The sequence below is a fragment of the Paenibacillus sp. CB74 genome (assembly GCF_055687625.1).
In genome coordinates this window covers 828,214-845,730 of record NZ_CM146009.1, presented here as the reverse complement: position 1 = coordinate 845,730, position 17,517 = coordinate 828,214, and the positions used below count along the sequence as shown (strand labels likewise).

17 protein-coding genes are annotated in these 17,517 nt (G+C 46.2%); 3 read left to right on the top strand and 14 right to left on the bottom strand.

Features of this window, described 5'->3' with window-relative positions; all coding sequences use genetic code 11:
• Positions 1 to 53 precede the first annotated feature (53 nt).
• The 5 genes from ACX9NY_RS03840 to ACX9NY_RS03820 all read right to left on the bottom strand — a co-directional run bounded on the left by ACX9NY_RS03840 (position 54) and on the right by ACX9NY_RS03820 (position 4,582).
• On the bottom strand, positions 54 to 1,307 hold the full coding sequence (locus tag ACX9NY_RS03840; protein ID WP_339235492.1) for an aspartate kinase: 1,254 nt from the start codon (positions 1,305 to 1,307) through the stop codon (positions 54 to 56).
• A 191-nt stretch (positions 1,308 to 1,498) separates the two neighbouring features.
• On the bottom strand, positions 1,499 to 2,056 hold the full coding sequence (gene efp / locus ACX9NY_RS03835; RefSeq protein WP_017687580.1) for an elongation factor P: 558 nt from the start codon (positions 2,054 to 2,056) through the stop codon (positions 1,499 to 1,501).
• A 314-nt stretch (positions 2,057 to 2,370) separates the two neighbouring features.
• Positions 2,371 to 3,444, bottom strand: a complete 1,074-nt coding sequence (locus tag ACX9NY_RS03830; RefSeq protein ID WP_339235494.1) for a M24 family metallopeptidase — start codon at positions 3,442 to 3,444, stop codon at positions 2,371 to 2,373.
• Positions 3,445 to 3,483: 39 nt separating this feature from the next.
• Positions 3,484 to 3,927, bottom strand: a complete 444-nt coding sequence (gene aroQ / locus ACX9NY_RS03825; RefSeq protein WP_339235497.1) for a type II 3-dehydroquinate dehydratase — start codon at positions 3,925 to 3,927, stop codon at positions 3,484 to 3,486.
• 76 nt (positions 3,928 to 4,003) lie between these two features.
• A complete protein-coding gene (locus ACX9NY_RS03820; RefSeq protein ID WP_339235499.1) occupies positions 4,004 to 4,582 on the bottom strand; it encodes a YqhR family membrane protein in 579 nt (192 codons plus the stop codon).
• Between the two features lie 213 nt (positions 4,583 to 4,795).
• Between ACX9NY_RS03820 and ACX9NY_RS03815 the strand changes: the two genes are divergently transcribed.
• Both ACX9NY_RS03815 and ACX9NY_RS03810 read left to right on the top strand, forming a co-directional pair.
• The gene (locus ACX9NY_RS03815) at positions 4,796 to 5,788 is read left to right on the top strand and encodes a DUF1385 domain-containing protein (RefSeq protein ID WP_062835280.1); all 993 of its coding nucleotides are present in this window, start codon (positions 4,796 to 4,798) and stop codon (positions 5,786 to 5,788) included.
• 5 nt (positions 5,789 to 5,793) lie between these two features.
• Positions 5,794 to 6,126 (top strand): hypothetical protein, encoded by a 333-nt coding sequence (locus ACX9NY_RS03810; protein WP_339235501.1) that lies wholly within the window; start codon positions 5,794 to 5,796, stop codon positions 6,124 to 6,126.
• A gap of 58 nt (positions 6,127 to 6,184) precedes the next feature.
• Here the strand turns inward: ACX9NY_RS03810 and ACX9NY_RS03805 are convergent, their stop codons facing one another.
• The 3 genes from ACX9NY_RS03805 to mntR all read right to left on the bottom strand — a co-directional run bounded on the left by ACX9NY_RS03805 (position 6,185) and on the right by mntR (position 9,526).
• Positions 6,185 to 7,186 carry a patatin-like phospholipase family protein gene (locus ACX9NY_RS03805; protein WP_339235504.1) on the bottom strand — a complete coding sequence of 334 codons (1,002 nt, stop codon included), beginning with the start codon at positions 7,184 to 7,186 and terminating at the stop codon, positions 6,185 to 6,187.
• A 90-nt stretch (positions 7,187 to 7,276) separates the two neighbouring features.
• Positions 7,277 to 8,887, bottom strand: coding sequence for a family 10 glycosylhydrolase (locus tag ACX9NY_RS03800; protein WP_339235506.1), 1,611 nt, complete (start codon positions 8,885 to 8,887; stop codon positions 7,277 to 7,279).
• A 210-nt stretch (positions 8,888 to 9,097) separates the two neighbouring features.
• Positions 9,098 to 9,526, bottom strand: a complete 429-nt coding sequence (gene mntR / locus ACX9NY_RS03795) for a transcriptional regulator MntR (RefSeq protein WP_062835284.1) — start codon at positions 9,524 to 9,526, stop codon at positions 9,098 to 9,100.
• Between the two features lie 191 nt (positions 9,527 to 9,717).
• Between mntR and splB the strand changes: the two genes are divergently transcribed.
• On the top strand, positions 9,718 to 10,788 hold the full coding sequence (splB, locus tag ACX9NY_RS03790; protein ID WP_339235508.1) for a spore photoproduct lyase: 1,071 nt from the start codon (positions 9,718 to 9,720) through the stop codon (positions 10,786 to 10,788).
• 154 nt (positions 10,789 to 10,942) lie between these two features.
• Here splB and ACX9NY_RS03785 read toward each other — a convergent pair whose 3' ends face one another.
• The 6 genes from ACX9NY_RS03785 to yidD all read right to left on the bottom strand — a co-directional run bounded on the left by ACX9NY_RS03785 (position 10,943) and on the right by yidD (position 17,516).
• On the bottom strand, positions 10,943 to 11,656 hold the full coding sequence (locus tag ACX9NY_RS03785) for a cytochrome c biogenesis CcdA family protein (RefSeq protein ID WP_339235511.1): 714 nt from the start codon (positions 11,654 to 11,656) through the stop codon (positions 10,943 to 10,945).
• A 49-nt stretch (positions 11,657 to 11,705) separates the two neighbouring features.
• Positions 11,706 to 12,509 (bottom strand): metal ABC transporter permease, encoded by an 804-nt coding sequence (locus ACX9NY_RS03780; RefSeq protein ID WP_017687569.1) that lies wholly within the window; start codon positions 12,507 to 12,509, stop codon positions 11,706 to 11,708.
• 56 nt (positions 12,510 to 12,565) lie between these two features.
• Complete coding sequence (locus tag ACX9NY_RS03775) at positions 12,566 to 13,324, bottom strand: metal ABC transporter ATP-binding protein (protein WP_339235515.1); 759 nt, start codon at positions 13,322 to 13,324, stop codon at positions 12,566 to 12,568.
• A 99-nt stretch (positions 13,325 to 13,423) separates the two neighbouring features.
• Positions 13,424 to 14,473, bottom strand: a complete 1,050-nt coding sequence (locus tag ACX9NY_RS03770) for a metal ABC transporter substrate-binding protein (RefSeq protein ID WP_445252746.1) — start codon at positions 14,471 to 14,473, stop codon at positions 13,424 to 13,426.
• A 267-nt stretch (positions 14,474 to 14,740) separates the two neighbouring features.
• Positions 14,741 to 16,786 carry a methionine--tRNA ligase gene (metG, locus tag ACX9NY_RS03765; protein ID WP_339235517.1) on the bottom strand — a complete coding sequence of 682 codons (2,046 nt, stop codon included), beginning with the start codon at positions 16,784 to 16,786 and terminating at the stop codon, positions 14,741 to 14,743.
• 478 nt (positions 16,787 to 17,264) lie between these two features.
• Positions 17,265 to 17,516 (bottom strand): membrane protein insertion efficiency factor YidD, encoded by a 252-nt coding sequence (gene yidD / locus ACX9NY_RS03760; protein WP_091018158.1) that lies wholly within the window; start codon positions 17,514 to 17,516, stop codon positions 17,265 to 17,267.
• Position 17,517 lies beyond the last annotated feature (1 nt).

Here is a 17,517-nt window from a genome sequence, read left to right as displayed (position 1 = left end):
TGCTGCCCGTTGGCAACAGTACACCTTTGCTAATTTATATACACAGAAACAACTTATCTGCGATCTTGTGGTCCACCGATAACGGCTTGCTCGGCAGTGTCGAGATCATATGCTGTATGCAATGCCTTAATGACGTCATGCAGCTTATCTCCATCAATAACACAAGATACTTTGATCTCCGAAGTACTCACCATTTTGATGCTCACGCCTTCAGCGGAGATGACTTTGAACATCTTCGCAGCTACACCTGGGTGACTGACCATGCCTGCACCAACAATGGAGATTTTAACGAGGTTCTCCTCTGATGTGACTTCACGGTAAGGCAAACGGCTGTGAAGGCCTTCAATGACACGCAATGCGTTCTCACGATCAGACAGCGCCACAGAGAAAGAAAAGTCCGCTTTTCCATCCATCACTCCGCTCTGAACGATAATGTCCACATCCAGCTGATTTGCCGCAAGTGCACCAAATACTTCGGCCAGAACTCCTGGTACATCCGGCACACCCAAAATACTGATGCGAGCCACATTTTTGTCATAGGCAATTCCACTAACCACTACGCCTTGTTCCATTGCTGCTTCCTCCTTCACAACCGTTCCTTCATTATGGTTAAAGCTGGATCTTACAATTAAAGGTACACCGGAATGCTTCGCGTACTCTACAGCACGCGGATGCAGCACCGCTGCCCCCAAATTAGCGAGCTCCAGCATTTCGTCGTACGATATTTCCTTCAACTTGCGCGCTACCTTAACGATCCGCGGGTCCGTAGAATATATTCCGTCTACATCCGTATAGATCTCACACGCATCAGCCTTAATGGCTGCTGCCAGCGCTACCGCTGTAGTATCCGAACCACCACGACCCAATGTTGTGATCTCGCCGTCTTCCGTCATGCCCTGGAAGCCTGCAACAATAACGATGTTGCCTTCAGCAAGTGCTGCATTCACACGGTCTGGATGAATATCATGAATACGTGCTTTTCCATGAACTGGCTCTGTGCGGAAACCCGCTTGCCAGCCTGTAAACGATACTGCCTTGCGCCCAAGCGCTTGAATAGCCATGGATAACAAAGAGATCGAAATCTGTTCTCCTGTGGTTAAGAGCATATCCATCTCACGAGCAGGCAGCTCACTATTCAGTTGTTTTGCCTGATCAATCAAATCATCTGTTGTATCCCCCATGGCCGAAACCACGACTACACACCGATGTCCTTCATCCGCTTTTTCTACAACACGTCCGGCTACACGCTTCATGCGTTCTGTATCTCCGACCGAGCTGCCCCCAAATTTCATGACGTACAATGACAACGCAAATCCACTCCCTACCTTGTGCAGTATGCATAATTGATGTCCATCGTCATTATTCTCTACGAGAAATGACTTTAACCCAGTATATTACGAAAGCGTCTGATAGGCTAATCTTTTTTCGAAAAAAACCCTCTGCCAAAGGAATGGCAAAGGGTTGTTAATACCGTTTATTAGCTTACAGCTTGTGAAAGTTACGCACGGGAAGAGTATTTACCTTCACGTGTGTCAATCAGGAGAACGTCACCTTCGTTAATGAACAAAGGAACCTGTACGTTCAAGCCTGTTTCCACTTTGGCATTTTTGGTAGCGCCTTGTGCAGTGTTACCTTTAACACTTGGCTCAGTCTCGATGACTTTCAACTCAACGCTTGTTGGCAAGTCGATTCCGAGGATTTCACCTTGGTAGCTAACGATTTTAACGACCATGTTTTCTTTCAGGAAGTTCAATTCCCATTCCAGTTGATCACTAGTCAATGTGAACTGATCATAAGTTTCGTTATCCATGAACGTGTGCTCTGTACCACTCGCATACAGATAGGATACGCCGCGGTTTTCGATGATGGCACGACCAATGGTTTCGCCTGCGCGGAATGTTTTTTCAACGGTGTTACCATTACGCAGGTTTTTCAATTTGGAACGTACGAAGGCAGCGCCTTTACCTGGTTTAACGTGTTGGAAATCAAGCACGGTATAGATATCGTTGTCTACTTGCACGGTCAAGCCTGTTTTAAAATCGTTTACTGAAATCACAAAAAATCCCTCCTGATATGGTTGAAAAGTAGGTGATATAAGACGATGGGTTAATGTAAAGGTGGGTTTATTCTGAATTGATGACCATGTGCGATGTGACCGTTACGGGTTCGAATCGTTCCTCCGATCGCTGTTGTCTCCTCATTTTCCCGACTAGATTTTAATAAGGTTTAAAATGAGGAGAAAAAGGCGAGCGCTTCGCTTCTTCAGAATCGATTCCGCTCCCTTCACTACTTTTGCATATGGTCCAAAACATTCAGCAATAACCTGTACCTTTATATTAAAAATCGTCTTATATCCCTTGTGGCTGTAATTTAGCCGATTACGGTGAACTTCTTGTCCGACTTCGTGAGAATATGAATACCCGTCTCGGTAATCACTACGTCATCCTCGATACGCACGCCGCCAAGCCCATCAATATATATACCCGGTTCAACGGTAACAACCATACCCGGTTTCAATACATCGTCGCTAAGCTTGGACAAACGAGGAGCTTCGTGAACTTCCATACCCAGACCGTGGCCTGTGCTGTGTCCGAATTGATCTCCGTATCCGTGACCTGCAATGATATCACGAGCCAATGCATCTGCTTCCCGTCCGGTCATGCCCGGTTTCAGGTTCTCCAGCGTATGTAACTGAGCTTCCAGTACAATGTCATAAATTTTGCGCAGTTCAGGTACAGGTGTACCTGTTGCAATGGTACGTGTCAGATCTGAACAGTATCCGTCCAAAAGTGCACCAAAGTCAAATGTAATTAACTCATTTTGCCCGATAGCCTTGCTGCTCGCTACCCCGTGAGGCATAGCAGAACGTTCACCCGATGCTACAATGGTGTCAAACGAAGAGGACGTTGCTCCATGTTTGCGCATGAAAAACTCCATCTCCAGATCCACTTCCCGCTCCGTCATGCCTGGTTTTGCAAACTGCAAAACGTGGCTGAATGTGGCATCTGCCAGATCTGCCGCTCTCTGCATGACCGCGATCTCGTCTTCATCCTTGAACATGCGAAGTTGTTCCACAATCCCGGATACAGCTTTCAGTTCAATAGATTGAAGTGCTTCAGCATAAGCAGAGTGCGTGCCGAATGTAACACTATCCTGCTCGAAGCCTACTTCTTTGATATTCGCGGACGCAAGCAGTTCGCGCACCGTATCCATCGGCTTAGCTCCATGCTCCACAACAGTGAATCCTTTGGCTTGCTGAGGCGCTTGAGCCATGTAACGGAAATCAGTCAACAAGAAAGCATCCTGTTCCGTAATCAGCACATATCCCGCCGAGCCTGTAAAACCCGTCATATAACGACGGTTAATCGGGTTTGTAATCAGCATTGCTCTGAGTTCACGCTCACGCATGGCTTCACGCAATTTATTAACTCGTTTGTTTTCCATCGGTAACCCTTCTTTCTCTCACATTCCCGGGTTCCCGGCTCAGGTTTGTTTGTCCAGATGACGCACAAGAGCCAGCAATCCCAGTTCATAGCTTACTTCGCCAAATCCGGCAATCTGCCCGATTGTTTCCGCTGCAATCACTGAATGATGTCTGAACGCTTCGCGTGCATGAATGTTGGATAGATGTACTTCCACTGTAGGGACTTTTACAGCATTGATTGCATCACGTATAGCATAGCTATAATGAGTAAATGCTCCGGCATTCAATATCATTCCGTCTGCTTCGCCCATCGCTGCATGAATACGATCAATGATATCCCCTTCATGGTTCGATTGATAAAAAGCGATGGAGACGCCAAGTTCATCAGCCTGTCTGCGAATTTTGTCCTCAATATCCTTCAGACTAAGCGTTCCATAGATGCCTGGTTCGCGTACGCCAAGCATGTTCAGGTTCGGACCATTGATCACAATAATTCGTTTCATCGCTGCTCCACCCTCTCTGCAAATAACCATCTGCTATTTTAACACAGGCATTGCCGGATTGAGAAGCTTTTTTGCGCTATGCCCCTGCTTGCTCTGGCTCGCGTTTGCGTTCATCCGTGTACTCCATGGCTACCGTGTATCCAATGAACAGCCCCCATAGCAAAAAGAAGCAGATTTCCGTGATGATGGAATCCCATGTTAAACCCTTCAAAGGCTTCATCATTCCCAGTTTTGGTCCGACCAGTACAAAGAGAATCAGCCACCAGACAAGTCCATACACCATGCCGGGTAACGGCCCTTTCAATTTTCTAATCGTAAACGTGTAGAGCAAGGAAGCCAAGACCGAAAAGACAATAAAAAACAGCCACCCTGTCAAATGCCCTGCTGCGGTATATATATATTGATGTTTGAAAAAAGGCTCTGCGAGAAATCCTACAGGCACAATCGTAAAGTGCAACAGGTAGAATAGCCAGTGTAGCCCTCCCCAGATTAGACCTGCAAAGAAACCAAGCTCCAAAGCAAAGGAAAATGGCTTGGTATAGTAGTGCGCTTGACCCTGCCTCTGGGTAGGGCGCCTGCCCCTGTCTTTTGGCTGCCGTTCTCTCGGTCGTTGACCTTCATGATGTGATGTATCTTCATGCGTACGTTCTGTCATCGATATTCTCCTTCATTCAGTTGATAATCCCGCGTTCTGCCCCGAATTTCCTGTCTGATTCTACGAGGTAGTATGTTCAAAACAGGACAATCTTAACAACATCCTTCAAGCTTTGACTCACAAACTAGAAATTGGTCTTAAAATTCGATACAATAGGGTTATTAAACTGCCTTTGATTGCGAAGGCCAAGAACAGAATAGGAAGGTGAATAATTTGCCTCAACAATCCAAGCCTGTCAGCTATGGGGGGCAAGCTGTCATTGAAGGCGTAATGTTTGGTGGGAAACATGTCAACGTTACAGCTGTTCGTAGAAAAGACGGCGAAATTACGTATCTGGAAGTTCCCAAGCAAGACAAGTCCTGGGTCACGAAATTGCGGCGGATTCCTTTATTACGCGGAATTGTCAGCATTATAGATTCAAGTGTCAAAGGTAGCAGACATCTCAATTATTCTGCTGACGCCTATGCTGATGATGAACTGGAACCGGAAGAGAAAGCCAAGCAAAAAGAGAAAGAAGGTTCGGGGTGGAGCCTTAGCATGATCATTGGTGTGACCGCCGTAGCTATCCTCTCATTCCTTTTTGGTAAAGTTGTGCTCACATTGCTTCCTGTTGTTATCGAGAATTTTCTATTCAAAAATGCATTCGACAATCAGTTTTTGCATAATTTACTGGAAGGCGGCATTAAGCTGATCCTGTTACTGGCCTATCTGTGGTTAATCTCACAGACGCCGATGATTAAACGTCTCTTCCAGTATCATGGAGCGGAACACAAAGTCATTAGCGCACATGAAGCTGGTGAAGAACTGACACCGGAGAACGTGCAAAAGTACAGCCGTCTGCACTACCGCTGCGGAAGCAGCTTCATCATGTTGACTGTCATTATTGGCGTGTTTCTATACTCCCTCTTCACGTACGATAACCTCTGGGAACGTATGGGTCAGCGTCTGTTGTTATTGCCAGTTGTGCTAGGCATTTCTTTTGAACTGTTAAAGCTCACGAATTCTGTACGCGATATTCCTGTACTGCGTTATCTCGGCTATCCGGGATTGTGGCTGCAATTGCTGACAACAAAAGAACCGACCAACGAACAGGTAGAAGTATCCATTGCTTCGTTTAACCGTATGCGTGAGTTGGATGCCAAGCTTGCCAATGTCTCTGCTACATCAGAAGTACCTGTTGCAACACTCGATCCTGTGAAAGGGTGAATGATATGAACAAGCAGGCAATCTTATTTTGGACGTTCATCGCACTAGCTGCTGTTGGAGTCTTGACTTGGCTGGGAAATGCTAGTCCATCCAGGATCATTATTCCTCTGGTCGTGTTCGGAGCCGTATTCCTGCTGTACAGATATCCGCCTCGTCGCTGGGCAAGCAAAACCAAATCACCAAAGATTAAACCATCCGCACGAACCATGGCGAAAGTCAATGCACAGTCCAGTGCCAGAAAGAGCAGCGGTTCTTCAAAGAAACGCAAGGATTATCCTTTCCAGGTGATTCAGGGGCAAAAAGGGAAAAGCGATGAAGATATACCGAAATATCACTAAAAGTTACTGAATATACAAAAAGCAATTCTCCCCATGCGGAGAATTGCTTTTTTCACGTTTATACAGGAATCAGCGGTGGAGCTTCTGCTTGTTTCTTGCGTAATTCTTTTCTTTGTTTGTCCAGCTGTTCATCATACATTTTCATATTCCACCCGTTGAAAAATTCGCTTCCTGCGGTAACACCTGAACGGTATAAAGCCGTGCTGTCCTGTAACGATAAATGAAATTGTGTTGGTTTAATGCCAAGCGTTGGTATCTTCACGGTACGAAACCGGTTAATCTGTTCGATGTAGCGTTCATCATGTGCTGTGAGCATCGTCTCCACAAGGGCTTGAAGCATGCTTAGCGGTCCTTTAATCCGGGCAGGTTCCACCTCCGTTTTGCCCACCATTTTGAATCCGACGACTGGAATAACATCTCCCCCCTGTCCCGTACGATCACCATCGAAGAGCCACAACGGAAAATTGCTAAGCAACCCACCATCCACTACGTACACGAACTGATCTTGAAAAGGAAGCCCTTTGGAGAATACTGGCGATTTGCGTATGACAACCGGATCGAAAAAATACGGAATACTGCAACTCATACGTACCGCTTTTGCCACATCCAGCTTGGCAGGATCAATGCCAAACCGCCGAATATCGTCCGGCAGCACCAAGATGGTCCCATTGGATATGTCCGATGCGGTTATAAGCAACTTGCCTTGCGGCAAGTCAGCGAATGTGCGAATCCCTTTTTGCTCCAGCATCTTGCGAATCCATGATTCCAGCGCTTCTCCTGAATACAGTCCTTTCTTCAAGAACAGCCTTGCTGCGGGTCCGATCCATCGGGTATTAAAAATGGGGGAACGACGCAGCAATGAAATAAAGGGTGTTTTCTCAATAATGTCTTTCATCTCTTCGGCCCGATAACCGGCGGCCAGCAGCGCAGCTACAATGGAGCCGGATGACGTGCCAGCTACCCGATTAAACTGAATGCCACAATCTTGAGCACCCTGAACAGCACCTGCAAGCGATATTCCCTTGACGCCTCCACCTTCAAATACCGCGTTAATTAACATCACAAAAAACCCCCGTTCTCCGAACAGCACATTTCTACTGCCACTCTATGAGAACAAGGGTTTGTCTTATCACTATGTTGTTAAAATGTTTTATAGACCATAGTAGGCTTTCAATTTGGCAATCAACCCAAGAGGGTTCTTCGTCAGGTACTGTGAGCTAAAGAAAATGTCTCCTTTGACCGAGCCATACTTTTTGTTGTAGTTCAGCTGATCGATGATCTCCTGTGATGTCTGCCAGCCAATTTCCGGCGTGCCCAGCTTATAAGGAGCGTGACCAATGTACAATTTTACATTTGTATTAGCCACTTCATTCGCCCACCAGTCCACAACTTTGTCGTATCGAGCTGCGCTTAGTGTCATACTCCAATACACCTGAGGAGCGACATAGTCGATCCACTCCTGATTGATCCATGTCCGCACATCTGCATTCATGCTGTCATACGCGGTTACTCCTGCTTTGGTATCAGAGCCGGTCAGATCAACAGATTTATTACGCCATACACCGAATGGACTAATTCCATATTCAACGTTCGCTTTTACCCTATGAATGCTCTGTCCGAGCTGCTTGACGAACTGATTAATATTGTCCCGACGCCATTCAGCACGGTCTTTCGTATTCAATGTGTTATAGGTTTTGAAGGCTGCATCATCATTAAACGTCACATTGGATGGATAGAAATAATCATCCAGGTGTACACCATCAATATTATATTGATTGACCACTTCCATGATTGTATCGATAATATGCTGTCTGGCTTCCGGGATGCCCGGGTTAATGTACATTTTACCGGATGCATTCACAATCCAGTCGGGATGAAGCTTGGAGATGTGGTTTGCAGCCAGATTGGATGTACTCGCTGAGTTGGTCGCCCTAAACGGATTAAACCAGGCATGGAACTCCAGGCCCCGCTTGTGAGCTTCCTCAATCATGAAGGCGAGGGGATCATAACCTGGATCTTTACCCTGTGTCCCTGTCAGCACACTGTTCCAAGGTACCAGACCTGAAGGATAGATGGCATCCCCGTTTGCTCTGACTTGGACAAATACGGCGTTAATGCCCATGCCTTGTAATGTATCAAGCTGTTTCGTATATTCTTGCTTTTGCTTCTCTACATTTCCCTTCGCCCCGGATGAAGGCCAGTCTCCATTTACAGTGGAGATCCATGCTCCCCGCATCTCTTCAGATGCCGGTACAGTGCCTGTGCCTCCAGGCTCTGCCGGGATTGCCGGAGTTGGTTCAGGTGTTGGTGTTGAAACGTCTCCTGTGTACAAATCAATGGTCTGGGCTGATTGGTTCCAATTCACCCGAATGCCAAGGTTCTCACTGACAAATCGAATAGGTACCATAACCCGACCCTGTTTCAATTCTACCGATGCATCCAGACCAACTACAGCGTTATCCACGTTCGCCTGCTGGCGTCCACTTGTCATCGTGATGACGGAATCGGACTTCTGGATGGTCACGGTACGAGTAGCCTGAGACCATAGTACAGATGCACCCAGTCCTTCGCTAATGACACGCAGAGGTACCATCGTTACATTGACCTTGGGCAAGATGTATGGTGATACATCCGATTCCAAGCGGTTGCCGTCCAGGAAAATAGCAATCTCCTTCTGTCCGGCTGCTTGTGCCGTCATGCCTGCTGTCTGTAATCCAAGTACAAAAATGAGCAGCAGCATCAATCCTTTACGAACATTCATTAGTGCAGTCCTCCAAAATCATTATAAATTTGCGGTAAATTCTACTAGTTTAATAGACGCTCCTATCGATCGTTTAGTTGCGATAATTCGCCAAATTATGGTGTTCATGCAAACAAAAAAAATGCTTCCTGCCATTAAAACGGCAAGAAGCATCCTTTGAGCACAGGATACAATTCATTGTATATTACTTTGTTTAACGACTGCTGGAACTCAAGACTCCGTATTACTCATGACGTCCTGAAGATTTTTGAGGTCACGTAACCGACTCTCATCCTGACGGAAGTATTCAACCAAGGACTCAATACATGTAATGGAGTCCCAACTCAGGTGATGTTCAATGCCTTCCACATCATTGTAGATATTTTCTTCCTGAACACCAATCGTTGTCAAAAATTGTTCAAGCAGATGATGGCGTTCCATCAAACGTTTGCCCATCTTTTTGCCTTTTGGCGTAAGCACCAGTCCGCGGTACTTCTCATAGATCAGGTACTCGTCTTTGTCCAGCTTTTGGATCATCTTCGTCACCGATGAAGGATGCACTTCCAGTCCTTCAGCTATATCAGACACACGAGCATAGCCCTTTTCATCAATTAATTTGTATATACGCTCCAAATAATCTTCCATACTGGGCGTTGGCATCTGCTTCCCTCTTTTCTCTCTGACCGGCCCCTATTCGTGCCTGGTCCCTATCTTATAATGATACATGTTATCAATACGCATTGGCAAGTCCTGCACATTTCGCAGCGCACGGTACACAAGTAATTGGCAGGCGTGACTTTTCACCGAACGAGGCAAACTAAGCTAAGTTCCGCATCGAAAGGAGTGATTTCGTGAGTACAAGTGTAGCTCAACCGCCAGTTCGCAAAGCAAAAGGTACTAAACCCTTTATTCCCGATTTGGTGTACTTTGAACCCGGTGCGCTGGAATATGATAAAGGTAAACGTATTATGGAGTGGGTGACTTCCAAAGACATCCCTTATCAGATGACCACATCGCATAACCGGATCACGAATCTACCAGGTGAAACCGAACAAGAAAAGTACCGGATGGCGAAGCGTACTCTGGTCGTTGGTGTGCGCAAAACACTCAAGTTCGACCAGTCGAAACCTTCAGCGGAATATGCCATTCCTATCTCTACAGGCTGTATGGGACACTGCCATTATTGTTATCTTCAAACTACACTTGGTGCCAAACCTTATGTCCGGGTGTACGTCAATACCGAGGAGATCATTCAGGCTGCCAAAGGGTATATCGAAGAGCGCGCGCCAGAAATCACTCGATTTGAAGCCGCCTGTACGTCTGATCCCGTAGGACTCGAGCATATCACGGAGAATTTAAGTGACTTGATCCGTTTTATGGCAGAAGAAGAATATGGACGCTTGCGCTTCGTAACCAAATATCATCACGTTGATCCGTTGCTGAACATTAAGCATAACGGCCACACCCGTATCCGGTTTAGTGTCAATTCGGATTATGTCATCAAAAACTTTGAACCGGCTACCTCCAGATTTGAGGAACGCATAGAAGCTGCTGGCAAAATTGCACACGCAGGTTACCCTCTTGGCTTCATTATCGCTCCTATTATGTGGTATGAGGGCTGGGAAGAAGGATATTCCGAGCTGTTGCAGAAGCTGGCAGATACACTTCCAGAGGAAGCAACCAAGGACCTTACGTTTGAGATGATCCAGCACCGTTTTACCAAAACGGCCAAAGCGACCATTGAAAAGCGTTATCCTAAGACCAAGCTGGAGATGGATATCGAGAAACGCAAGATGAAATGGGGCCGCTGGGGCCAGTACAAGTATGTGTATAAAGATGATCAGCAAGATGCGCTGCGCGAATTCATTACGGAACGGATCTTTGAACATTTTCCACTAGCCAATATTGATTACTTCACCTAAACGAAAAAACGGGACTGCCCTGCACGAATAGTGATGTTGGTATAAACATTCACACCAAACGATTAAAAAGCAGGTTACATGACCCAGAGTGACTCTGGTTAACATGTAGCCTGCTTTATCATGCATAATAAAAATCTAATTTCAGTTCATCCGTTTAAATAATCATCCAGTCTGGTGTAATCTGCTGCAACCAGATCGTAATCTTCGTCATCTGGTCTGTAAAAAGCAATATTCCAAGGAATAGCATCAATGCTCCCCCGATTTTCATCATGACATTGGAATACCGTAAGATCCAGCGTGTCGAACCAATAAAAAACGCCAAAATGAAGAACGGGATGGCGAACCCTGCAGTATAACCTGTAATCAGCGCCAGCCAGGTGGTGGGTTCACTCGCAGCCATTGCAATAATCGCTGTTAGAATAGGCCCAATACAAGGCGACCATCCTGCTGAGAAACCGATACCAAATATGAAAGAGCCCAGATAGCCTGCTGGTTTCCACTTCATATCCATCTTTCGTTCCTTCATTAGAAACTGCGGTTTGAACACACCAAGCAAAAATAACCCCATAAGCATAATCAAAATCGCAGACAATTGCCGAATCAGTTCCCGGTTATCATTGAAAAATTGGCCAAACAGTCCGGCACCCAAGCCAAGCGAATAAAACACAGCCGAAAAGCCCAGAATAAACGCCAGCGTGTGCGTCATGGTCTTAAAGCGGACTTCTCGCTGATTGCGGTCATCCTTCAATTGTTGCACCGTCATCCCTGTAATGTAAGAGAGATATGACGGATACAACGGAAGACAGCATGGTGATATAAATGAGACCAAACCTGCTACAAAAGCCATCCATACATTAACATCAGGCATGAAGCGGATGTCTCCCTTCCCCGGGCTCACGTGCTTGCTCGTTCCGTCGTCAGGCTCGGAACCCTTTTTTTCCAATCATCGTCAGAATCAGCATCATGATCAGCAATAATACGATCGTTGCTCCAGGTGCGAGGTTCCAAATGCCTGCAACAACCAATCCAAGGACTACAGCAATTTCACCGATCACCACGGACAGAATTATCGCGGATTTGAAACTTCGAGCCATTAACAGGCTGACCGCTACCGGAATGGTCAATAGCGCTGACACCAGTAGTGCGCCGACAATCTTGATCGCCGTACTAATAACGAGTGCTGTCATTACAGTGATTAACATGTTCAGAATTCTTACAGGCAATCCTGTAACCGCTGCTGCATCTTCCTCAAAGCTGAGCAGGAAAAATTCCTTATGTAACAATGCCACTACAATCACCACGATCAGCGTAACCACACCTACCAGCTTCAGATCCGTAGCGTCTAAGGTATATATACTGCCGAACAAATAACTCATGACATCTGCATTATATCCTTTGCCCAGCGTGAAGAACAAGGAAGCAAGAGCGACGCCACCGGACATGATAATGGCAATCGATAATTCGGCGTAACTCTTATACGCTTTGCGCAATTTCTCTATCGCAAATGAAGCAAGCACGGCAAATATCAAGCCCACCGCAATGGGATACACTTCAATCAGGAATCCAAGTGCAACCCCGGCAATGGTCACATGAGACAAGGTGTCTCCGATCATGGATAACCGCCGCAAGACCAGGAACAATCCGATTAACGGAGCGGTAATGCCGATTAGCAGCCCACCCGCCAGCGCACGCTGAAAAAAATCACTCATTAATATTTCCAAAACAAACACGACTCCTTCGGCCTTACTTACTCTAATCTAATGGGCCATACATACGGCTAGCGTACCTGTGCAGTGGTATGTTGCAGATTGGTTTCTGCACAATCCTGTACCTCATGCGAATGACGAACATGGAAATTAATTTTGCCATTCGTTACGGCAGCTTCAGAACCCAGATAACTCTCCATCCGATCCATATCATGAGACACCATCAGAAAAGTCATGCGGTGATGTTCATGCATATGGGTAATCAATTCAAAGAAACTGGCCTGTGATTCGGCATCAATACCTACTGTGGGTTCATCCAGAATCAACAGATCCGGGTGATTGATAAGCGCTCGTGCCAAAAAAACACGCTGCTGCTGTCCACCGGACAATTGACCAATTCGTTTATTCGCCAGATCTTCAATCCGCATAACCTGCATCGCATCTGTGCACTGTTGCTGACATTTGCGAGACATACGACGGAACATGTTTTTGTTATTGTACAAACCGGACATAACCACTTCACGAACAGTTGCAGGGAATAACGGATTAAACGCATTCTTTTGAGGTACATACCCGATTCGTTCCCAGTCCTTGAACCTGCGGATCGACTCTCCGAATAGCTTGATATCTCCCTGCGCAGGAGGAAGAAGTCCTACCAGCATACGCAACAATGTCGTTTTTCCCGCCCCATTGGAACCGATAATCCCGACAAAGTCCCGTTCCTGGGCCATAAAATTGAGATTCTCAATCACTCGCTGGTCCCCGTAGGAAAATGATAGTTTCTCGATCTCTATAATTGGATCATGACATAGTGGCATGATTTGCTGCATGGCAAAGCCGCCCTTCATTATATATAAGGATTGCATAGCGTTCTAAGAGCCTTCACCGCGAACGGTAAAGACTCTTCGACCTGAATCCTTCATTCTATCTTATTTTAATGCGATCAGCAGATTTTGCAAATTTTTCTCCATCAGGGTGAAATAATCATCCCCGTTGGTTGCCTGCTCCTTGGTCAATCCTTCAACAGGGTTAAGAACCATAGTCTCCACTCCTGCTTCACTTGCCAGTGTTTTCGCCAATTTGTCAGATACCAGCTCTTCGAAGAAAATGTACTTAATGCCTTCATCTTTAACCAGTTTCGCAAGTTTCACAATATCCTGCCCTGTCGGTTCAGCATCCGGGGAAAGTCCCATAATGGCATGCTGAGTTAGTCCATAATCACGCGCAAGGTAGCCGAAGGCCTGGTGCGAGACAACAATTTCCTTGTTTGGCACTTTAGCCAATTCATCTGTAAAATGCTGATCCAGCGTCTCAAGCTTGGTACGAAGCTCTTCATAACGTTGTTCGTAACCTGCTGTGTGATCAGGATCTGCCTCAACCAGACTATTTTTGATGTTTTCAGCCATGATCATAGCAGATTTTGGACTAACCCACGTATGTGGATCAATATGATGATCAGCGACATCTTCTTCACTGGTAGCCTCATCTGCATGTTCGTCTTCATGCTCTTCGCCGTGACCGTGCCCATCGTCACCCTCTGCGGTCAACAGCTTCACGCCTTCGCTGACGGCAACAGACTTCACCTTTGTATCGCTATTCAACGACTTTAGGAAATTAGGCACCCATCCTTCCAGTCCAGCTCCATTATAGAAAAACAACTGTGCCTTGGACGTATTGACAATATCCTGACTCTTTGGAGTCCAGTCATGTGGTTCTACTCCTGTTGGCAGCAGGTTAATAACATTGGCATCTTCACCACCAATTGCAGCTGTAAAAGCATACACAGGATAAAATGTCGTCACCACGTTTACCTTACCTTCTACAATCGTCGCACTCTTGGAGTTATCCTGCCCACATGCAGACAATACCAGTAAACTGAGAATAAGGAAACCAGTCCACAGTAACTTCATATTGCCTCTTTTGCTTGTCTTCCCTGTCCGGTTATCCGGAACTTGATGTTGCACTTTATAAAATGTCATTATGATTCACTCCGTATCTCTTAATCGTAAACATTACTGAAAGAATTATAGGTAACATGAACCCACTTGTCAAGCTATACCTTCCTATTCATTCTTTCCTGAAGTACGGAGTTATAACAGTATATGCTTGTTCTCTACCCGTCAGATACGAAATTATATCAATAAAAAAAGGGACCCGAATTACATCGGGCCACCTTGAGTTATAGATACGACAATATTTGAATCAATTTCATAACTCATAAAAAAAGGATTATGATTTGATTCTTCTTATTTTACTTGTGCGCCATTAGGCATGCTGTCTGGTACTGTAGCAAGTGTAAGCTGGTCGCCATGGGATGCAGCAAGGATCATACCTTGAGACAGTTCACCACGAAGTTTCACCGGTTTGAGGTTAGTTACACAGATGACTTTGCGTCCAACCATCTCTTCTGGCGAATAGAACTTTGCGATTCCAGAGACAACCTGGCGCTGCTCATAACCCAGATCGAGCTGCAATTTCAGCAACTTATCCGCTTTTTTGACAGGTTCGCAGGAGATGACTTGAGCCACACGCAGTTCAACTTTAGCAAAATCGTCAATGCCGATCTCTTCCGTACCTTCAGGTGCAGTTACCGGTTCAACAGCTGCCGAAGCTCCAGCCTCTGCTTGACTTGCTTCAGGCTGTGCCGCTTTTTGGCCGCCAGTCATCGCTTCTGAGATATAGGCAATTTCCTGTTCGGAATCCAAACGCGGGAAGATTGGATCACCTTTTTGCAAAGCGTTTCCAGCCGGAACAAGCCCCCATTGCTTGGCTGTATCCCACGCCGTGAGTTCACCTTCCTGAATGCCAAGCTGTGCCCAGATTTTATGCGGAGCACGTGTCAGGAACGGTTGCAACAGAATTGAAGCAATGCGCAAGCTTTCGATCAGGTGAGCCATAACGGATGCCAATTCATCGCGTTTTGCTTCATCACGAGCCAGCGCCCATGGCTGCGTCTCATCAATGTATTTATTGGTGCGGCTGACAAATTGGCTGATCGCCGTCAGTGCTACGGAAAACTGCAGGTTTTCCATCGCCTGTTCCACTTTTTCTACTGTAGCATGGCCTGCTTCTTCCAGCGAAGCATCAAATTCCGTTACATTCGATGCAAACGCAGGGGCTTTGCCTTCAAAATATTTGTCTACCATGGCAACTGTACGGTTCAACAGGTTACCCAGGTCGTTCGCAAGGTCGGAGTTTACACGTTCTACGAAGCTCTCCGGTGTAAACGTACCATCGGAACCAAACGGTACTTCACGCAGCAGGTAATAACGCAGTGCATCGAGACCATAGCGGTCAATCAGAGTCACTGGATCAACCACATTGCCTTTGGATTTGGACATCTTGCCATCCTTCATCAACAACCAGCCATGTGCGAACACTTTCTTCGGCAAAGGCAGATCCAATGCCATCAACATAATTGGCCAGTAGATCGTATGGAAACGAACAATTTCTTTACCTACCAGATGTACATCCGCAGGCCAGAACTTGTTATACAGGGATGCATCGGATGAACCATAGCCCAGAGCTGTAATATAGTTGGACAGTGCATCAATCCATACGTAGACCACGTGTTTTGGATCGCCTTTAACTTTGACACCCCATTCAAATGTAGTACGTGATACAGCCAAATCTTCAAGACCCGGCTTGATGAAGTTGTTGATCATCTCGTTCTTACGGGATTCCGGCTGAATAAAGCCCGGGTTCTCTTCATAATATTTCAACAAACGATCTGCATATTTGCTCATACGGAAGAAGTAGGATTCTTCTTTGACCAATTCAACGGGGTGTCCGCTATCCGGGCTCTTGGCTGAGATAATCTCGCCCTTCTCATTCTTCTCTACATCCACCAGTTGAGTCTCTGTGTAATACGTCTCATCTGGAATGCTGTACCAGCCTTCATACTCACCTTTGTAGATATCTCCCTGTTTCAGCAAACGGTCAAAGATATCCTGAACGACGGTTTTGTGACGCTCTTCAGTTGTACGGATAAAGTCGTCATTGGAAATGTCCAGCTTGTTCCATAGTTCCTTGATTCCCACAACGATATCATCGATAAAAGCTTGCGGAGTCTGTCCTTTCTCCTGGGCCTTACGCTCAATCTTCTGGCCATGTTCATCGGTTCCTGTCAGATAATGAGCATCATAACCACGCAGACGCTTGTAACGAACCATCGCATCTCCCGCCACAGTTGTATACGCGTGCCCAATATGCAATTTGTCACTCGGATAATAAATCGGGGTTGTCAGATAAAATGTTTTTTGGTCAGCCATGAATGACTTCTCCTCCTTCAAATGGTCCTGCTTCAGTGATCCTTTCGTCCAAAACAACTAAAAAAGAACACAAAAAACTCCCGCCCCTATGGGACGAGAGTTGCTCTCACGTGTTACCACCCAAATTCCCCATGTTTTTCGCAAAACACAGGCTCTGTCGGTCCTTCGACCGCCCATTAACGCTGGATCACGCCTCAGCCTTACGACAGCAGCTCTGAAATCGCTGTCTGCACGCTCGAAAGAGGTTCCTCCGGGACCATGTTCCATCCTCCTCCCAGACCGGTTCTCAGCTCATCCGGCTCTCTGCACTGGGGGTGTGTCTGTACTTATCCCTTCACTGGAAATCATATAGAAGTTGTTCAAAAAGTAAAACCAGACTTTTGAACTTGCACATATAGGAAAAATATACTGAAATGCGGGCCCCTTTGTCAAGTGGGCAGCAGCCTCGATTTCAATTCCAGTTTGCTTCACGGCCACCCGAATACTTCAGGTTATAACGTTACTCGGATACCAGAGTAGACTTCTCCGCCTTTGGTGGCACCAGATCTACACCACCTGGATGAAACGGATGACATTTGGCAATACGTTTCGCTGTTAACAACGAGCCTTTGAGCGCACCGTGCACTTCAATCGCCTCCATGGCATAAGCCGAACAGCTCGGATAGAACCGACATGTTGGCGGCGTTAATGGAGAGATATAGTTGCGGTACACACGAATGGGTGCCTGAGCGATTCTGCGCGATAACTTCATC